The sequence below is a fragment of the Nonomuraea fastidiosa genome (genome assembly GCF_042751225.1).
Lineage (GTDB): Bacteria > Actinomycetota > Actinomycetes > Streptosporangiales > Streptosporangiaceae > Nonomuraea > Nonomuraea fastidiosa.
Genome location: NZ_CP170570.1, coordinates 7,146,977 through 7,162,882 on the forward strand (window position 1 = coordinate 7,146,977; position 15,906 = coordinate 7,162,882).

The 15,906-nt window shown below is 72.5% G+C and carries 16 protein-coding genes and 1 pseudogene; 7 read left to right on the top strand and 10 right to left on the bottom strand.

The annotated features are described in order from the left end of the window. Positions 1-76: 76 nt before the first annotated feature. Positions 77-2,590 (bottom strand): molybdopterin-dependent oxidoreductase, encoded by a 2,514-nt coding sequence (locus ACFMQL_RS32730; protein ID WP_378788615.1) that lies wholly within the window; start codon positions 2,588-2,590, stop codon positions 77-79. Positions 2,591-2,686: 96 nt separating this feature from the next. Between ACFMQL_RS32730 and ACFMQL_RS32735 the strand changes: the two genes are divergently transcribed. Then, positions 2,687-3,232: a TetR/AcrR family transcriptional regulator gene (locus ACFMQL_RS32735; RefSeq protein ID WP_364052121.1), complete on the top strand. Its 546-nt coding sequence runs from the start codon at positions 2,687-2,689 to the stop codon at positions 3,230-3,232. Between the two features lie 8 nt (positions 3,233-3,240). On the opposite strand, the gene lepB is transcribed toward ACFMQL_RS32735, so the two are convergent. The 3 genes from lepB to ACFMQL_RS32750 are packed head-to-tail and all read right to left on the bottom strand — an operon-like array spanning position 3,241 to position 5,920. Then, positions 3,241-3,765: a signal peptidase I gene (gene lepB, locus ACFMQL_RS32740; RefSeq protein WP_364052119.1), complete on the bottom strand. Its 525-nt coding sequence runs from the start codon at positions 3,763-3,765 to the stop codon at positions 3,241-3,243. A 42-nt stretch (positions 3,766-3,807) separates the two neighbouring features. After that, complete coding sequence (locus ACFMQL_RS32745; RefSeq protein ID WP_378788617.1) at positions 3,808-4,977, bottom strand: erythromycin esterase family protein; 1,170 nt, start codon at positions 4,975-4,977, stop codon at positions 3,808-3,810. 37 nt (positions 4,978-5,014) lie between these two features. Beyond that, a complete protein-coding gene (locus ACFMQL_RS32750) occupies positions 5,015-5,920 on the bottom strand; it encodes an SDR family NAD(P)-dependent oxidoreductase (protein WP_378788618.1) in 906 nt (301 codons plus the stop codon). A gap of 60 nt (positions 5,921-5,980) precedes the next feature. Here ACFMQL_RS32750 and ACFMQL_RS32755 point away from each other — a divergent pair, with 60 nt between their 5' ends. Next, positions 5,981-6,946 (top strand): AraC family transcriptional regulator, encoded by a 966-nt coding sequence (locus tag ACFMQL_RS32755; RefSeq protein WP_364052112.1) that lies wholly within the window; start codon positions 5,981-5,983, stop codon positions 6,944-6,946. 219 nt (positions 6,947-7,165) lie between these two features. Here the strand turns inward: ACFMQL_RS32755 and ACFMQL_RS32760 are convergent, their stop codons facing one another. The 3 genes from ACFMQL_RS32760 to ACFMQL_RS32770 all read right to left on the bottom strand — a co-directional run bounded on the left by ACFMQL_RS32760 (position 7,166) and on the right by ACFMQL_RS32770 (position 9,176). Then, positions 7,166-7,606, bottom strand: coding sequence for a carboxymuconolactone decarboxylase family protein (locus ACFMQL_RS32760; protein ID WP_364052109.1), 441 nt, complete (start codon positions 7,604-7,606; stop codon positions 7,166-7,168). 85 nt (positions 7,607-7,691) lie between these two features. Then, entirely contained in the window at positions 7,692-8,171 is a 480-nt protein-coding gene (locus ACFMQL_RS32765) for an RrF2 family transcriptional regulator (protein WP_378788621.1), read from the bottom strand. A 354-nt stretch (positions 8,172-8,525) separates the two neighbouring features. Further along, entirely contained in the window at positions 8,526-9,176 is a 651-nt protein-coding gene (locus tag ACFMQL_RS32770) for a TetR family transcriptional regulator (protein ID WP_364057422.1), read from the bottom strand. Between the two features lie 204 nt (positions 9,177-9,380). Between ACFMQL_RS32770 and ACFMQL_RS32775 the strand changes: the two genes are divergently transcribed. Next, positions 9,381-10,856: an MFS transporter gene (locus ACFMQL_RS32775; RefSeq protein WP_364052103.1), complete on the top strand. Its 1,476-nt coding sequence runs from the start codon at positions 9,381-9,383 to the stop codon at positions 10,854-10,856. A gap of 175 nt (positions 10,857-11,031) precedes the next feature. Here the strand turns inward: ACFMQL_RS32775 and ACFMQL_RS32780 are convergent, their stop codons facing one another. Continuing rightward, positions 11,032-11,169, bottom strand: coding sequence for a hypothetical protein (locus ACFMQL_RS32780; RefSeq protein WP_378788623.1), 138 nt, complete (start codon positions 11,167-11,169; stop codon positions 11,032-11,034). A gap of 278 nt (positions 11,170-11,447) precedes the next feature. Between ACFMQL_RS32780 and ACFMQL_RS32785 the strand changes: the two genes are divergently transcribed. Then, entirely contained in the window at positions 11,448-11,828 is a 381-nt protein-coding gene (locus ACFMQL_RS32785; protein WP_378790229.1) for a hypothetical protein, read from the top strand. 1 nt (position 11,829) lies between these two features. Here ACFMQL_RS32785 and ACFMQL_RS32790 read toward each other — a convergent pair whose 3' ends face one another. After that, positions 11,830-13,617, bottom strand: a complete 1,788-nt coding sequence (locus ACFMQL_RS32790; protein WP_378788625.1) for an alpha/beta fold hydrolase — start codon at positions 13,615-13,617, stop codon at positions 11,830-11,832. 119 nt (positions 13,618-13,736) lie between these two features. On the opposite strand from ACFMQL_RS32790, the gene ACFMQL_RS32795 reads away from it, so the two are divergent. The 3 genes and pseudogenes from ACFMQL_RS32795 to ACFMQL_RS32805 all read left to right on the top strand — a co-directional run. Continuing rightward, positions 13,737-14,042: a VOC family protein gene (locus tag ACFMQL_RS32795; protein ID WP_378788627.1), complete on the top strand. Its 306-nt coding sequence runs from the start codon at positions 13,737-13,739 to the stop codon at positions 14,040-14,042. Between the two features lie 376 nt (positions 14,043-14,418). Then, the gene (locus ACFMQL_RS32800) at positions 14,419-14,649 is read left to right on the top strand and encodes a hypothetical protein (protein ID WP_364052091.1); all 231 of its coding nucleotides are present in this window, start codon (positions 14,419-14,421) and stop codon (positions 14,647-14,649) included. Between the two features lie 460 nt (positions 14,650-15,109). Beyond that, positions 15,110-15,556 (top strand): annotated as a pseudogene (locus ACFMQL_RS32805) (alpha/beta fold hydrolase); the annotation flags it as partial. Between the two features lie 15 nt (positions 15,557-15,571). Here ACFMQL_RS32805 and ACFMQL_RS32810 read toward each other — a convergent pair. Continuing rightward, positions 15,572-15,775, bottom strand: coding sequence for a hypothetical protein (locus tag ACFMQL_RS32810; RefSeq protein ID WP_378788629.1), 204 nt, complete (start codon positions 15,773-15,775; stop codon positions 15,572-15,574). Positions 15,776-15,906: the final 131 nt, after the last annotated feature.

Sequence of the window (15,906 nt, forward strand, 5' to 3'; positions counted from 1 at the left end):
CCCTTCGAGAGGCGGAGCGGAGGAGTTCTTCGAGGCGGCGGTCGCCCGGGAGTTTTTCGAGGAGTGGCCGAAGTGGTCACGGGGAGAGGCCCTCGAGGACGCGGTCGGGGCGGATCGGAAGGTCGCGGGGCCGCCAGCCCGTCGCGTTGTACACGGCGTTGGCCACCGAGGCGGCCACCCCGACCGTGGAGACCTCGCCGAGCCCCACGCCGCCGCCGTTGACGTGGTCCCACCCCTCCTGATGGAAGTGCAAGGTGATCTCCGGTACGTCGCCGATGCCGGGGATGCGGTAGTCCTCCAGATTCGAGGTGAGGACGGTGCCGGTGACGGGGTCGATGAGGCGTTCTTCGTACAGGGCGTACCCGATGCCCTGGATGATGCCGCCCTCGCACTGGTTGCGCGCCGGCTTCTCGGCGTAGATGCGCCCTGCGGTGATGCCGCCCCAGACGCTGAGCGGCCTGATCGTGCCGAACCTGGTGTCCACCTCGACCTCGGTGACGTGCACCGCGCCGCTGAACCCGCGGCCGAGCGCCATGCCGTTCATCGGGAACGGCGTCACGTAGCCGCCGCGGTCGCGCCGCCGCTTGCCGACGACCTCGGTGCCGGGCTTGAGACCCTGCGCGAGCAGGCGGCGGGCGGCGTCGCGGGCGGCCGGGGCCACCGAGGTGGTGCTGCGGCTGCCCAGCGCGGGCGGGCCGGGAGGTGCGGAGGAGCGGCCGATCTCGACCTGGATCCGCTCGGCGGGCAGCCCCAGCTCCTCCTGCAGGACGCCGGCGATGACGCTGCGCACGCCCGTACCGATGTCCTGGGTGGCGGTGCGGGCCACGACCACATCGCCCACGACCTCCAGCTCGACCTGGGTCGCCGGGGTGATCGCGTAGATCCAGCTGGCCATGGCCACGCCGACGCCGCGCCGGAACCGTCCCGTCTGCGACCCGCCGCGCGGCCGGTCGCGCCAGACGGGCAGCGCCAGAGCCCGCTCGTAGAGCGCGTGCCGCTTGGGGTTGCCGTCCCAGCGGCGGCGCAGCACGATCGGGTCGACGTCGAGGCGGTGCGCCATCTCGTCCACGGCCTGCTCCAGCGCCCACAGCATCGGCGGGGCACCGGGCCCCCTGAACGGCGTGCCGGGCGGCTCGTTGGTGACCACGTCGTAGTCGCGCAGCCGCCGGGGCGCGGTGCCGTACACGAAGCGGGCCAGCGCCGCCGACATCCCTCCGACGGCGACGCCGCCCCGGCTGCGCACGTCCATCGCGAGCGCGGCGAGCTCCCCGTCCCGGCCGGCCAGCAGCGCGATGTTCGTGGTGCTGCCCGGCCGGCTGCCGGCGTCGGTCAGCTCTTCCGCGCGGCTGAACACGACGCGTACGGGCGCGCCGCAGGCCCGCGCAAGCTCGACCGCCGCGACCGCCTCCACGGTGATCCCGGACTTGGCGCCGAAACCGCCGCCCACGTGCTCGGCGACGACGTGCACCCGGCCCGGGTCGAGCTTCCAGCGCCTGGCGGCCTGCTCGGCGGCGATGGCCACCGTCTGGGTGGACAGGTGCAGGTGAAGGTCGCCGCGCTCGTCCCACCTGGCCAGGCAGGCGTGCGGCTCCAGCGGCGTGTGCACCTGCACGGCGGTGCTGAACGTGCCCGTCACCAGCAGCGGATCGCCGCGCCTCCGGGCCGCGTCGATCAGCTCGGCCGCCTTGCGGCCTCGCTTGCTCGCCCCGCTGAACGGCCCGCGCACGTTGCCGTCCCAGGAGGCGGGCAGCGTCATGCCCTCGCTGGAGCTGGGGGCGTTCTTCCTGCTCCGCTCGTCGTAAACGGGCGGGGCGTCCGGGCCGTCGCCGAACGCGGCGGGGAACGGCTCGTACCCGATCCGCGCGCTCGCGGCGATCGCCTCGGCCTCCCCGCGGGTCGCGGCGGCGACGGCGGCGATCGGCTGCCCGGCGTAACGGACGATCCGGTCCTCCGGCAGCAGATCCACCACGGGGGAGCCGTCCACCTCCACCGAGGTGACCCGCGCGTGCGCCCGCGCCGAACGGATGATCACCCCTTCGAGCATGCCGTCCAGCCGGACGTCCGTCGTGTAGCGGGCGCGTCCGGTGATCTTCTCCATGGCCTCGACCCTGGCGGGCGTGACCTCGCCGTCGTCGTGCTCGCCCCGGCAGGCGGCCGCGACCGCCTCGTAGATACGTCCGTACGCGCCGCAACGGCACAGGTGACCGGCCAGGGCGGCGGCGATCTCCTCTCTGGGCGGCTCGACGTCGCCGTGCCCGGCCCGCCAGGCGTCCACGAAAGCTGCGGCCTCCACCACGAAGCCGGGCGTGCAGTATCCGCACTGCAGGCCGTCGTGGGCGGCGAAGGCCCGCTGGACCGGATGGTCGAGCCCTTCCGCGGTGGTCAGGGCGCGTCCCTCCACCGCCGCGGCCGGCAGCAGGCAGGCGGCCTGCGGGGTGCCGTCGACCGCGATCGTGCACGCTCCGCACACGCCCGTACGGCAGACCGCCTTGGTCCCGGTCAGGCCCAGGCCGTCGCGCAGGACGTCCACCACGGGGTCGTCGCGTCCGGCGGCCACCTCGTGCGGCTCGCCGTTCACCGTGATCTTCATAGCTCTCCTGCTGACGCTGTCAACATCGGGATATGTGGACAGTGTCAACAACTATGCTGACATTGTCAACACAGAAGGTCGTGAGAGAGTGATGCCATGATCGACGGCACCAGGTCCCGGCTGATAGAGAGCGCGCTGACGTTGCTGCGCGAGCAGGGGCTCGAAGGCGTGACGTTGCGCGCGGTCGGCGAGCTGGCCGGGTTGTCGCGCATGGCCCCCTACCGTCACTTCGCCGACAAGAAGGCGCTGCTCGCGGCGGTCGCCGCCCGCGTCATGACCGACATCGCCGCCCACATCGCCGCCGCCGTGCTCCCGCAGAGCGGCCAGGAGGAGCGGCTGCGTGCCTTCTACCGCAGCTACGTCGAGTACGCCGTGGAGCACCCCGAGGAATACCGGCTGGTGTTCTCCTCGATGTTCGTCGCCGGGCGGCATCCCGAAGTGGAGCAGGCCATCGACGAGATCATGTCCGCGCTGAGCGTCGACATCGCCGGCGGAGGCCGTCGCGACAAGGCCGCGCTCGCGGCCCTGCTGGCCAGCGCGCACGGCGTGGCCGAGCTGGTCACCGTGGGTGACTTCGCGCACAAGGGGATCGGCGCCGACGACATCATCGACGTGATGGTCAGCCGCGCAGCCCGCCCCTGACCCCCTCGCTACCGGCGGGATGTATCGATCACCCCGACGACGTCGGTGACCTCGATGGTCCCGTTGCCGGGGGCGCCCTGGTGGGCGCGGGAGTCCAGGGCGACGTGGCGGTTGTCGTTCATGATCCAGAGCCGGCCGGGCGGCACCCGGACGTCGAACGTCACGTCGGAGGCGGGCGGCCGTGCGATGTAGGGCTCATCCAGCGGCTGGCCGTTCAGCTCCAGCCGGCCATCGGCGTCGCAGCATGTCACCGTGCTCTCCGGGATGCCGATGACCCGCCCGACGCGCTCCGCGCCCGCGGTGGTGCCCGTCCAGCCTTCGGGCGTGCGGAAGACCACGATGTCCCCGGTACGGGGAACACGGTCGCCGATCGGACGGACGGACAGGTGCGCGCCCTTCTTGAGCGTCGGCTCCATGGACTCGCTCGAGATGCTGACGGTGAAACCGCCGCGAGCCACCTCGACGAGCCCGCAGCCGGAGACCGGCAGAAGGAGCAGCGCGAGGGACAGAGCGCGTAAACGTGTAGGAATCACCACGGCATTCTGTCGGACCGGACGCCCGGCCGCGATCCGCGCTCAGCCCGGTGGCAGGTCCCTGACGTAGCAGAGGGCGTCGCTGCCGGTCAGGTCGGCGGGGCCGAGCGGGAGGTAGCCGTACCAGGGGGAGTCGCGGGGAACGAGACCGGCGCCGTCCAGCTCCCGGCCGGCGACCAGGAAGCGATCGCCGGGCAACGCGTGCAGCAGTCCCTCGACGGTGTTCGGGGGAGGATCGCCGACGCCGTGGTGGCGGATCGTGCCGACCGCGGTGGCGACGAAGGCGTACGCGCCGCCGAGCCGGGCGGTGAGCTGCGCGCCCGCGCTCCACCAGTCCACCCGCAGCCCGCCCAGCAGCACCGTGCTGCGGTGCCGCTGCAGGTGCCGGTTGTGGGCGTGGACGAGCGTCGGGCCGCGTTCTGCGAGGGCGAGCAGGTTGGCGGCCATCATCGCGTCACGCAGGCCCATCATCGCGTCGGCCCGGCCGGGTGCGGTGTCGGCCATGCGGGCGTGGTAGCGCAGCAGGCCGATGGCGGTACGGGCGTACAGGCAGGCCCGCTCCCACGCCTCCCGCGAGGTCGCCGCGACCAGCTCCGGCGCGTGCGCGCCGAGCAGCGCGGCCAGGTCGTCGGCCAGCAGCCGCAGCCGCCCCGCCGCGTCCGAGCGGCCGATCGACCGCGAGGGGTCCAGCATCGCGCCGCCGTCCGCCCACCGCTCGTCGGGCCCCAGCAGCCGATCGAGGACGTCCGCGCGCACGCCGGTGTCCATGTGCGCGGCCAGGTACGCGTGAAGGGCGGTGAGCGCCTGCCGGGGGCTCCCCGCGCCGGTCATCTCCAGCGGCGCGTCGAAGCCCGCGAAGCGCACCCGCTCGGCGGCAGGCCGCCCCGCGTTGTACGCCCGCAGCCACCGCACCAGCTCCCGGTTGCCCCGCCACGCCCCCGCCCCGTGGCTGAAGCCGCCCTCCATGACCTCGTCCAGGTCGCCCGCGCCCGTGGTGACGTGGTCGTCCACCACCAGACCCTTCAAACAGTCGCTCTCGATCGCGACGCACCGGTACCCCTGCTGCTCGACGAGCCGCACGAACAGCTCGTTGCGGAGCGCGAGCAGGGTCTCGTCGCCGTGGGTGGGCTCGCCCACGGCGAGCAGGCGCGGCCGGGACGGCAGCAGGCTCATGAGGGCGGCGGCATCGACGCCGTGCGCGGGATTCTCCATACCTTCGACGGTATCGTTGAACCATCTGTTGAGACCTTCATGCGGTGATCGCCTCGTGCGCGTACGCCCAGAGCCGGTCCGCCGCGTCCGGGTCCACCGACCACGACGCCACGCCCGTCATCACCTCGGGCCCGCCCCGGACCACCGCGGCCTCCTGGTTGCCGGAGAAGTACCGGCCGGTCAGGCCCTTCACCAGCGGAGACCCGGCGAGCAGCACCGAGGTGGCGGCCCCCTGCTCCGGCGTCTTGAAGCAGGCGGGGGTCAACAGGCGGCCCTGCTCGTCCATCGCGCCCATCGCCCGCATCGTCGCCGCGTCCACGTGCCGCTGCAGGTTCGTGTGGATGTAGCCGGGTTCGAGGGCGTTGGCGGTGATGCCGTCACCCGCCCAGCGCCGCGCCGCGCCGACCGCGAGCAGCACCCCGGCCGTCTTCGACTGCGCGTACGCCGCCCACGGGTCGTACGGGCGCCGCTCGAAATGCGGATCGCCGAAGTCGAACGGCTCCCGCAGCTGCGCGCCTGAGCCGACCACGACCACCCGCGCGTCTCCGGCCTGCCGCAGATTCTCGTGCAGGGCCGTGACCAGCGCGAAGTGGCCGAGGAAGTTCGTGGCGAGCTGCAGCTCCCAGCCGTTCGCCGCGACCTGGCGGGTGGGCAGCGCCATGACACCGGCGTTCGCGACGATCACGTGCAGCGGGCCGCTCCAGGAGGCGGCGAACGCGCGTACGGAGCCGAGATCGCTCAGATCGAGCCGCCGCTCGCCGGCGGCCGGGTTGCGGGTGGCGACCGTGACGTCCGCCCCGGCACCCCGCAGAGCGCGTACGGTCTCCAGCCCGATCCCGGACGCCCCGCCGGTCACGATCATCCGCCGGCCGGTCAGATCGACGCCTTCGAGTACTTCGGCGGCGGTGCTCCTGGCGGTGAAAGGGGTGCTGATACGTGTCATGCGAGCAACCCTAGGAAGCTCCGATTGGACGCAGAAGCCTCAAACGTCCAGGATTGTTGCGTGACAGTCCGACCGGCCGACCCGCTCGAAGACGTGCTGACGCTCGTCGGCACCACCAGCCGCCTGTCCACCGGGCTGGTGGCCGGCGGCCGGTGGGCGCTCGCGTTCGACCCTCCACAGGGGGTCAAGTTCAACGCCGTACGGCGCGGCCACTGCCTGCTCACCGTGGACGGCGTGCCCGGGCCGATCGAGCTGCGCGAGGGCGACTGCTTCCTGCTCGTCCAGCCGCGCGCCTTCACACTGGCCGGCGGGCCTGATGTGGCGCCTGTACCGGCGGCGCCGGTCTTCAAAGCGGCGGGGAGCGATCTGGCGCGCGCGGGCGACGGCGACGACGTGGAGCTGATGGGCGGCCGGTTCGACTTCGGCGAGCGGGCCAGGGAGCTGCTGTTCGACGTGCTGCCGCCGGTGATCCACGTGCCCGGGCGTACGGCGCAGGCCACCACCGTACGCTGGGCGCTCGAGCTCATCGCCGCCGAGCTGCGCGACCCGCAGCCCGCCACCGCCCTGGTCACCGAGCACCTCGCGCTCGTCATGCTCATCCACCTGCTGCGCCTGCACCTCGCCGCCACGCCGGGCGGGACCTCCGGCTGGCTGGCCGGTCTCGCCGACCCCGTCGTGGCACCGGCCCTGCGCGCCATGCACGCGCGCCCCGCCCACGCCTGGACGGTGTCGGAGCTGGCCGGCGTCAGCGCGGTGTCCCGCTCGACGCTCGCCGCCCGGTTCAAGCGGGTCGTCGGGCGAGGACCGCTGGAGTACCTCACCGGATGGCGCATCGAGCTGGCCGCCGGACGGCTGCGCCACGGCGGGGCCACGATGGAGTCCATCGCCCGCGAGGTCGGTTACGCCTCGGTCAGCGCGCTCAGCAACGCCTTCAAACGCGTGACGGGCCTCGCCCCGCGCGACTACCGCAGGGCCGCCGGCGTCGCCGGCCGCTCCGCCGACGGAGAGCCGGTCGGCGGCGGGTAGACCACGAGGAACGCAAGATCGCCTCCCGTTCGGGGAACACCCCTCGCGGATGGGGCCGAGGATCACCCCGGCAGATCATGTTGCGCTCGGCGCGCGGCATGGCCTCGAAGGCCAGGCTCTGCGCAGACCAGGGCTCGCCGGTATCACCTGCGCGGGCACGCCGGGGTCGGGGGCGGCGCGCCCGGGGGCGAAGCGGTCCCCAGGGGCGCCGCCCGGTCATCAGGCCGCGGGGGCGTTGCGGACGGTGACGTTCAGCCGGTTCCACGCGTTGATCTGGGCGGTCGCCATCACCAGCACGGCCAGCTGCTCCTCGTCGTACACGTCGGCCGCGGCGTCCCACACGTCGTCCGGCACGCCCTCCGGGTTGTCGGCCAGCCGGGTCGCCGCCTCGGCGAGCGCCAGCGCGGCCCGCTCCTCTTCGGAGAAGAACGGCGCGTCCCGCCACGCGGCCAGCGCGTGCAGCTTCCGCTCGGGCACGCCCGCCTCCTTGGCCTCCTTGGAGTGCATGTCCACGCAGAAGGCGCAGCCGTTGATCTGGCTGACCCGCAGTCGCAGCAGGTCGAGCGTGGTGCGGGGCACCGGGCCCGCGTTGAGGTACGCCTCCACCGCGTACATGCCCTTCAGCCCTTCGGCGGCGGGGCGCTTGACGTCCATGCGCATGATGTCGTCACTCCTTTGTCGATAATTTGGGTATTTGATATCCAGAATTTGGCGAAGCGAAAGGGCTCGGCGGGGCCGCTCACCGTCAGGACCTGCGGCGGGCGAACCACTCGCGCGTGGCCCTGGGCGTGCCGGGGGAGGCGCGCTCCACCTTCGCCTTGATGTCGGCCAAGGTTTGGCCCGCCAGCTCCTTGCGCCAGGCCAGCTCGGCCTGCCGCATCGCCTGCGAGATGAAGCACGACTTGCGGTAGTCGACGTCGTCCCGCCCCTCGGGGCCCTTGCGCAGCACCTGCTCGCAACGGAACGCATCCCCCGGACCCTCGATCGCCGTGACCACGTCGAGCAGGGTGATCTGCTCGAGCGGCCGGGCCAGCCGGAACCCGCCGCGCGGTCCCGGCGTCGAGGTGAGGATGCCGGCCCGTGCCAGCGCCTGAAGCTGCTTGTTCAGGTACGCCGGCGGCAGGTCGTAGAACGCCGCCAGCCGCGCCGCGGTCATCGCCTCGTCGGAGTCGAGCCAGGCGAGGTTCAGGCAACTGTGCATCGCCCACTCCACGCCTTCGCTCATCCTCATGAATCTGGATATTAGACCTCCAGGATGAGGGTCCGCAACCCGCGCGCGTCGCGTCGGCACTGCGCACCCGCCGCCGCCGGCCGGAGGCGCGGTGAGTGGGTGCGGCCTGAGCGCGGTGGTGGCGCGGGTGATGGCGCGTTCCGCCGGTCGGAACGGCTGGGGGTGGTCGGGCGGGCCGGGGCCTGGGCTGCGCGCTCTGCTCCTCCGGTTTGGTGGGCGCGTTGGCCGGGACGGGCCTGAGTGCGGACCGCGTGCAGGATGTGGCCGTGGTGCGTGCCTTCTCGGCCACGAGGTCACAGGGGTGGATGATCGGCGCGAGGTCAGGAGGGGTGGGTGACCGGAGCGAGGTCAGGAGGGGTGGGTGACCGGTGCCAGCCAGAGGCCCACTAGGGCGTCGATGAGGCCGGTCGCGGCGTCGTGCCAGCTCGCCCGTGGCGTGGCCGCGCCCCGCGCCAGGGCGCGTTCGCGCTCCGCGCAGGTGTGCAGGATGAGCTGGCGCATCATCGTGCCCCGCTCGGCCTGGACGGCGGCGGGCAGCTCGGGCAGGCAGTGGGTGAACCCGTCGACGGCCCGGCGCAGAGACGGCGACGTGCGATTCTCCTCGTCGAGGATCTCGCACAGCGCCGGGTCGGTGCCCACCTGGGCGAGGAAGCGCGCGTACCAGGTGGGGGAGCCGAGCGCGGCGAGGTGCTCGGTGACGGGCCGCACCATGCACGAGACCCAGTCGCGTACGTCGTCCGACCCCTCGGCGGCGGCCACCATGCGGGCGCGCAGCTCCTCGATGGGCACGGCGTGCCGGCGCACGATCGCCCTGACGAGGTCGGCCTTACCGCCGAAGTGGTAGCCGACGGCCGCGGTGTTACCCTGCCCTGCGGCCTCGCTGATGCGCCGGTTGGACGCGGCGCACACGCCGTACTCGGCGAACAGCCGCTCGGCCGCCGTGAGGATCTGCTCGCGGGTCACGCCGACGCGCTCGGCCCGGATGGTCCTGCTCATCATCATCACCGCACCGGAACTGCTCGCCTGCCCTGCGCCCGACGTCCGGCGCCATGATTGCAGCCGCAGGCGGCTTCGCCAAATTCGGCTCCGGTTACCAGAGTCGCAACGAGCCGGAAACATCGATCCTGCTAATTTTAACTCAAGCGCTTGATTTAACTCGTTGCTCCGCGCTGCCGTCCCACTCCCACAACCGGAGGCCTCCGCATGACCAACCCGTCCCCCCGCGCCGCCCACGCGGCCGGTCCGCCGCGGGCGTCCACGTTCGTCGTGGTGCTCGCCTTCAGCGGGATCGCGGTGTCGCTGATGCAGACCCTGGTGATCCCGCTGGTGCCCGAGCTGCCCACGCTGCTCGGCGCCTCCGCGGCCGACGCCGCCTGGGCGGTCACCGCGACGCTGCTGGCCAGCGCCGCGGCCACGCCGGTGATGGGACGGCTCGGCGACATGTACGGCAAGCGCCGCATGCTGCTGGTGAGCCTCTTCATGCTGGTCGCGGGCTCGGTCATCTGCGGGCTGAGCGACGCGCTGACCCCCATGATCGCCGGACGCGCGCTGCAGGGCCTCGCCTCGGGCGTCATCCCGCTCGGCATCAGCATCATGCGCGACGAGCTGCCGCCCGAGCGGCTCGGCTCGGCGATCGCGTCCATGAGCTCCTCGCTCGGCGTGGGTGGCGCGCTCGGCCTGCCCGCCGCCGCGCTGCTCGCTGAGAATTTCGACTGGCACGTGCTGTTCTGGACCGCCGCAGGGCTGGGCACCGTCGCGTTCGTGCTGGTGGTGGCGCTCGTGCCGGAATCGGCGGTCCGCAGCGGCGGCCGCTTCGACCTGGTCGGCGCCATCGGGCTGTCGGCCGCCCTGGTGGCCCTGCTGCTGGCCATCTCCAAGGGGGCCGACTGGGGGTGGACGGACGCGCTGACGATCGGCCTGTTCGCCGGGGCGGTCGTGGTGCTGCTGCTGTGGGGGTGGTGGGAGCTGCGCACCCGCGAGCCGATGGTGGACCTGCGCACCACCGCGCGCCGCCAGGTGCTGCTGACGAACCTCGCCTCCATCATGCTCGGCTTCTCGATGTTCGCGATGTCGCTGGTGCTGCCGCAGATCCTGCAGCTGCCCGAGGCCACCGGCTACGGGCTCGGCCGGTCGATGCTGGTGGCCGGCCTGGTGATGGCGCCGTCTGGCCTGGTCATGCTGCTGCTCTCGCCCATCGCGGCCCGCGTGACGGCCGCGCGCGGCCCCAAGCTGACGCTGATGATCGGCGCGCTCATCGTGGCCGGCGGCTACGGGCTCGACATCGTGCTCATGTCCGAGGTGTGGCACCTCGTGCTGGTCTCCGTCGTCATCGGCGCCGGCATCGGCTTCTCGTACGCGTCCATGCCCGCCCTGGTGATGGCCGCCGTGCCGGTCACCGAGACGGCCGCGGCCAACAGCCTCAACACGCTCATGCGCGCCATCGGCACCTCGGTCTCCAGCGCCGTGGCCGGAGCCGTCCTGGCCGGGATGACGATCAGGTTCGGGCCCGCCGAGCTGCCGTCGGACGACGGGTTCCGCGTGGTGCTGGCGATCGGCGGCGGCGCGGCGCTGCTGGCGTTCCTGATCGCGTTCTTCCTGCCGCGCCGTACCGGGGCCGCCGCGCCGGCTGCGCACGGCGGGTCGCATCGGCACGCCGCGCCCGCCCCATCGGGAAGGTGACGATCCGTTCGGGCAACGTGCCGGAAGGTAGGCGTCAAGCGGTCAACGGCACGACCGCCCAGGTGAAGGTCGCGAGGAACGACCCGTGGAGCATCGCCACCTCCGTCAGAGCGCCGCGCTGAGCCCGGCGCGACGGTGAGGGCGGAGCCGGACGTCTCGGCCGTACGGGTGCCCGTCAGCGCCACGGAACGCCGACCGTCTCGGGGAACAGCACGCTCGCGGCGTCCACGACGAGGAAGATGCCGGCGATCCAGACCATCCAACTGATCGTGGTGCGCGAGCCGGACGACAGCCTGGCCCGCCACCGCTCCAACCGCCCGCGCGTCCGCTCGCCCAGCGCGGTCCAGGCGGCTTAGGGCAGGATGCCGGGCAGCACCATGATCACCACGTACGCCCCGAGCAGCGGCAGCCATTCCGCCGCGGCCAGCCCCGCCGAGGTCATGAGGCCGATCGCGGCGAAGTACGGCACCGCCGTGGCGAACTCGAACAGCCACGTCCCGAGCCCAGCAGCAGCATCGTGCCCGCGGTGAAGGACCTGGCCTCAGCGGCGCGCTGCCCGTCCCGCCGGGGGATGAGGTAACTGTCTCGCTGCTGGAGGAGCTGCTGCCGCTGGACGACGACCGGCGAGAGGAGTACGCGCTGTGGTCGGCCGTCGTCGCCTGGGAGCGCCGTCGCCCCTCGCAGGACGGCTCCCCGGTCTGGAACGACCAGCGGGCGCTGTGCCGCCAGTGCGTCGCCGTGCTGCGCGGCCAGGAGCCGGTACGCGACCCCGACGCGGCGCTCCGCCCGCACCCCCACCCGCAGGTCGAGCTGTGGGCGGGCGTGCTGCACACGTTCGTGGACGGGCTGGCCGCGCAGCTCGTGAACACCCCGCACCGGCTCGGCCCCGGCGGCGCGCGAGCTGCTGCGCGCGCTGCTCGAGGCCGTGCCGGGCCGGGCGGTGTGACTCAGCCGTCGCGCGGCGCGGTGTGACTCAGGCGCCGGACGGCTCGGCCAGCGTGACCGTCGACTCGTGCTCGACCAGCGGACGGATGACCGCCCGCTCGTTCGGTGAATCGTTCGGCTGGTGCAGGGTGAGGGCGAGCGAGCCGTCACGCAGCCGCACGATCATGCCGTGGCCGCCGTCCTCCGCCCACAGCGGCCGCTCCTCCTGCGTCCACGGCCCGGTCACCAGGCCGCTCTCGGAGTGGGCGATGCCTATCGCATAACCCTTATCGCCGTAGCTGGACCACAGCATGAGCAGGTGGCCGCTGGACAGCCGGAACAGGAACGGGCCGTCCGTGACGTACGACGGCAGCTTCGCATCACGCGTGGACGGACGGTCGAGCGGCCTGACCCAGGGCGCGTCGGAGGCGTTGAACAGGAACACCGGCGTGCCGGCCGTCTCGCGCAGGTCGGCGCTGAGCCGCTGCGCCCACATCGCGCCGTCGTGCACCTGCTGCCACTCCTGGCAGTAGACGATCCAGGGATCGCCCGCCTCGTCCACGAACAGCGTGCCGTCGAGGCACTGCCACTTGCGCGGGGTCACCGCGCCGTCGCTCCACGGCTGGAACGGCCCCTCCGGCGTGTCGGCCACCAGCACCTGCGTGCCCCGGTAGCCGTCGGGCGCGGTGAACGTGGCGAACATGTAGTAGCGGCCGCCGTACGGGTGGACCTCCGGCGCCCAGAACTGGCCCTTGCTCCAGAACTTCGCGGGCGGACGGAACGCCGGGAACGGCCCCTCCCAGGTGCGCAGGTCCTCGCTGCGGTAGGTGTCGAAGCCCACGCCGGGGCCCGACCAGATGTCGGGGTCCGTGCTGCCGTACAGCCAGTAGGTGGAGCCCACGCTGAGCAGGAACGGGTCGCGGATCTGAATCTCGCCGAGCGTCACGTCCGCGCGGACCGGCCGCTCCTCGGGCCGCGGCGGCTCCGCCGCGCCGTCGAAGAAGTCGCGCAGGTGCGCGAGCACCACATCGGGACGCTCCTCGGCCAGGAAGTGCCCGCACTCGGGGATCACCGTGCCGCGCACGTCACGCGCGTACATCCGCCAGATGTCGAGCACCGGCAGCGTGCTCAGCAGGCCCGCCGAACCCCACAGCGCCAGCACCGGCATCTCCAGCCGCCGGCCCGCCCGCCAGTCGGCCTCGTCGTGCTCGGCGTCGTCGGGGAACGAGGCGCGGTAGTCGTCGAAGCCCGCCCGCAGCGCGCCCGGCCGCTCGAACGCCCTGACGTACTCCTCGACGTCGAGCCCGGCCCGGTGCACCGTCCACTTGTCGAAGAAGTAGTCCAGGTAGCCGCGCACGTCGTGACCCGCCAGCCGCTCCGGCAGGTCGGGCTGCAGATGGAACGTCCAGTGCCAGGTGCCGCGCGCCACGCCGGTCTTCATGTCGAAACGGGCCCACATCTCCCTGGTGGGCACGATGTCCATGACCACCAGGCGCTCCACCTCGTCGGGGTGGTCGAGCGCGTAGCGGTGCGCGACCCGCGCGCCGCGGTCGTGGCCCACCAGGGTCACCCTCGTGTGGCCGAGCGAACGTACGAGCGCGCGGACGTCGGCGGCCATCGTGCGCTTGTCGTAGCCGCTGGTGGGCTTGTCGGTCAGGCCGTAGCCGCGCAGGTCGGGCGCGACGACGGTGAACCGCTTCGCCAGCTCCGGCATGATCCGATGCCAGCAGTGGCTGGTCTGCGGCCATCCGTGCAGCAGCACCAGCAGCGGGCCGTCGCCCTCGATGAGGTAGTGCATGCGCAAGCCGTCGAGAATCGCGGTACGGGACTCAGCCATCGATGCCTCCTTCAAGCACTGACATCCTCCGGCATATCACCCGGCACCGACAATAGAATCGTAGGATCTTCGGACGAATTTGTTCCGTCGTCGTCGTAGTGCCGTGCGACGCTGGGGACATGCCCTACGGCGAGAACCGATGGCTGGAGGTCGCGCCTCCCGGCGGCGGCACCCGCCCGGTGCTGATGAAGGCCGATCCGCAATGGCCCGAGACGCCCTCCGGCGTGCCCGGCTACGTGCTGTTCGAGGCCGATGACATCGAAGCCGAGTACGAGCGATTGAGCGCGGCCGGCGTCCACGTCGTCCAGCCGCCCACGCAGGAGCGACGACGCCCGCGACGGGCGCGTGATCGTCTCCTTCGACCCGCTCTCGCCCGGCAACCGGCGGGCGGCGCGGGGACGAACCGCACGCTTTGGATCACCTGATGGACGGGGCTGCGCTTCACGATCAGCGACGATGACACGCACGGTGACGAACGCGTGGAGGACCCGGAGAGCGTCGGCTCCGCCCCTCACCCTCATCGGCCGCTTCCACCGGCACCGACATCGCCGCCAACCGATCCTGGCGACGCACTCCCGCATGAGACCGGCCGGCTCGTAGGCGGAGGGACGTTCGCCGGGGGCCTGGTGAGCCGAGGCAAGGAGTGCTCCGGCTGCTTCCCCACAGCCGGAGCACTCCTTGCGGGGTGGGCAATCGATCCCTGCTCGCAACCTACCCACATCGCCCCAAATCTATGCATATGTCCGTTTTGTGCGATCGCTGTGTGGAGTGGCGACCCCGTTCCCGGGCAGGGGCCCGGGCATGACACAACAGGACGAAGGCACCTCCTTGCCCCCGGCCGTCGGCAAGGTGAACGGGGAGAGCGACACGATCGCCAAGCGGGCCGGCGTAGAGCTGAGAGCCAGCCGCCGCCCCATCCCGGCCGAGCCCATCGATCCACCGCCCGACCTCGAGCAGAAGGTCGAAGACGAACGGCGCGAGGCGGCGACCGACGACGAAGAGATCCGCCCTGACGCCGAACCCACCGACTGACCCACCGCGGTTCGGCGGCTCTTCGCCGCGGTCGGCGCTCCGCCGGGAGCCTCCTTCCGGCGGAGCCTCGGCCTGAAGCCGGCGCAGGCGGCGGGCCACCGCCCCGCCGGCGACGAGGTCGATCAGCGCGTCGGCTGTGACCGCCTCGGTGTCGGGTCGGGGCTGTTGCGGCACCCGCGGATGCACCTCGACTTTCGCGGGGTTCGCGGGGATGGCGCCCAGCTCGGCCGCGTGGTCCTGCCGGCCTGCAGGGCCACGTGCCGGCCCGGCGGATCGCCGAGGCCGGCGCTCGCACCTCGAATCCCGATAAGGGTTGGAGCCCGGCGGCAGGCGGCCGCTAGCGTGCCTCCATGCTGAACGCGCAGGAGCGGTTCATGGACTCCGGGCCGGTGCGGTCATGGACCGAACGGACCGGAGATCCCGATGATCCCGCCGTGCTGATGGTGATGGGGTCGGCGCCGCGCACGTGGCGGGCACCTCGCTGGGCGGCATGATCGCCCAGTGGCTCGGGGTGCACGCGCCGGACCGGGTGCGGTCGTTGACCATCATGTCCAGCTCGCCGATGGGGCACGATCCGAGGCCGGCGATGAAGCGGGCACTGGCGGGTGAGCCGGCCGCCCGGGCGATGCTGGAGCTGGCCCTGTCGCGGGCCGTCGATCCGGGCGCGGCGGCCAGCCATCACCGGGCCGTGTGGCTGGACGATCCCTCCCTGGACGCCCCGCTGTCGTCGATCAGCGCGCCGACTTCGATCGTGCACGGCGACCGGGATCCGCTCTATCCCCTGGCCCACGGTGAGGCGCTGGCGGCCGCGATTCCCGGCGCGGTCCTGCACGTCGTGCCCGGGATGGGCCATGTCATGACCTCGCCGGGCCTGTCCGAGGAGGTCGCCGACCTCATCCGTTTGTGATGACCGGCAGGGGTCTCAGTCGTCCTCGAGGCGGTCGACGACGAGCTGGGTGCGGCGCCTCGCGCGAACTCCGTACACCTGCGCGATCGGCTCGGCGGTGAGCACCTCGCCGCGCAGGCCGGTGAGCGTGTCGTCGATGCTGAACTGCGGCACCTCCTCGGGGCCGCACCGGCCGCCCAGGATGTAGACGGGGCTGCCGGCCGCGTCCAGCTCCTCCACGGTCGCGTAGCCGCCGGCGGCGTCGAAGCTCCGCCATGCTGTTGTCCAGGACGAAGTCCGCGCCCTGGGTGAGCATGACCTCCCTCTGCGGCAGCATGGTCGTGCCGGAGATCTGCGGGATCTTGTCGTAC

What these genes read in the sequence shown, in the direction of transcription:
- ACFMQL_RS32730 (WP_378788615.1), bottom strand. Translation starts at nt 2,590, where the DNA reads ATGAAGATCACGGTGAACGGCGAGCCGCACGAGGTGGCCGCCGGACGC.
- ACFMQL_RS32735 (WP_364052121.1), top strand. Translation starts at nt 2,687, where the DNA reads ATGATCGACGGCACCAGGTCCCGGCTGATAGAGAGCGCGCTGACGTTG.
- ACFMQL_RS32745 (WP_378788617.1), bottom strand. Translation starts at nt 4,977, where the DNA reads ATGGAGAATCCCGCGCACGGCGTCGATGCCGCCGCCCTCATGAGCCTG.
- ACFMQL_RS32750 (WP_378788618.1), bottom strand. Translation starts at nt 5,920, where the DNA reads ATGACACGTATCAGCACCCCTTTCACCGCCAGGAGCACCGCCGCCGAA.
- ACFMQL_RS32760 (WP_364052109.1), bottom strand. Translation starts at nt 7,606, where the DNA reads ATGCGCATGGACGTCAAGCGCCCCGCCGCCGAAGGGCTGAAGGGCATG.
- ACFMQL_RS32765 (WP_378788621.1), bottom strand. Translation starts at nt 8,171, where the DNA reads ATGAGCGAAGGCGTGGAGTGGGCGATGCACAGTTGCCTGAACCTCGCC.
- ACFMQL_RS32770 (WP_364057422.1), bottom strand. Translation starts at nt 9,176, where the DNA reads ATGATGAGCAGGACCATCCGGGCCGAGCGCGTCGGCGTGACCCGCGAG.
- ACFMQL_RS32775 (WP_364052103.1), top strand. Translation starts at nt 9,381, where the DNA reads ATGACCAACCCGTCCCCCCGCGCCGCCCACGCGGCCGGTCCGCCGCGG.
- ACFMQL_RS32790 (WP_378788625.1), bottom strand. Translation starts at nt 13,617, where the DNA reads ATGGCTGAGTCCCGTACCGCGATTCTCGACGGCTTGCGCATGCACTAC.
- ACFMQL_RS32795 (WP_378788627.1), top strand. Translation starts at nt 13,737, where the DNA reads ATGCCCTACGGCGAGAACCGATGGCTGGAGGTCGCGCCTCCCGGCGGC.
- ACFMQL_RS32800 (WP_364052091.1), top strand. Translation starts at nt 14,419, where the DNA reads ATGACACAACAGGACGAAGGCACCTCCTTGCCCCCGGCCGTCGGCAAG.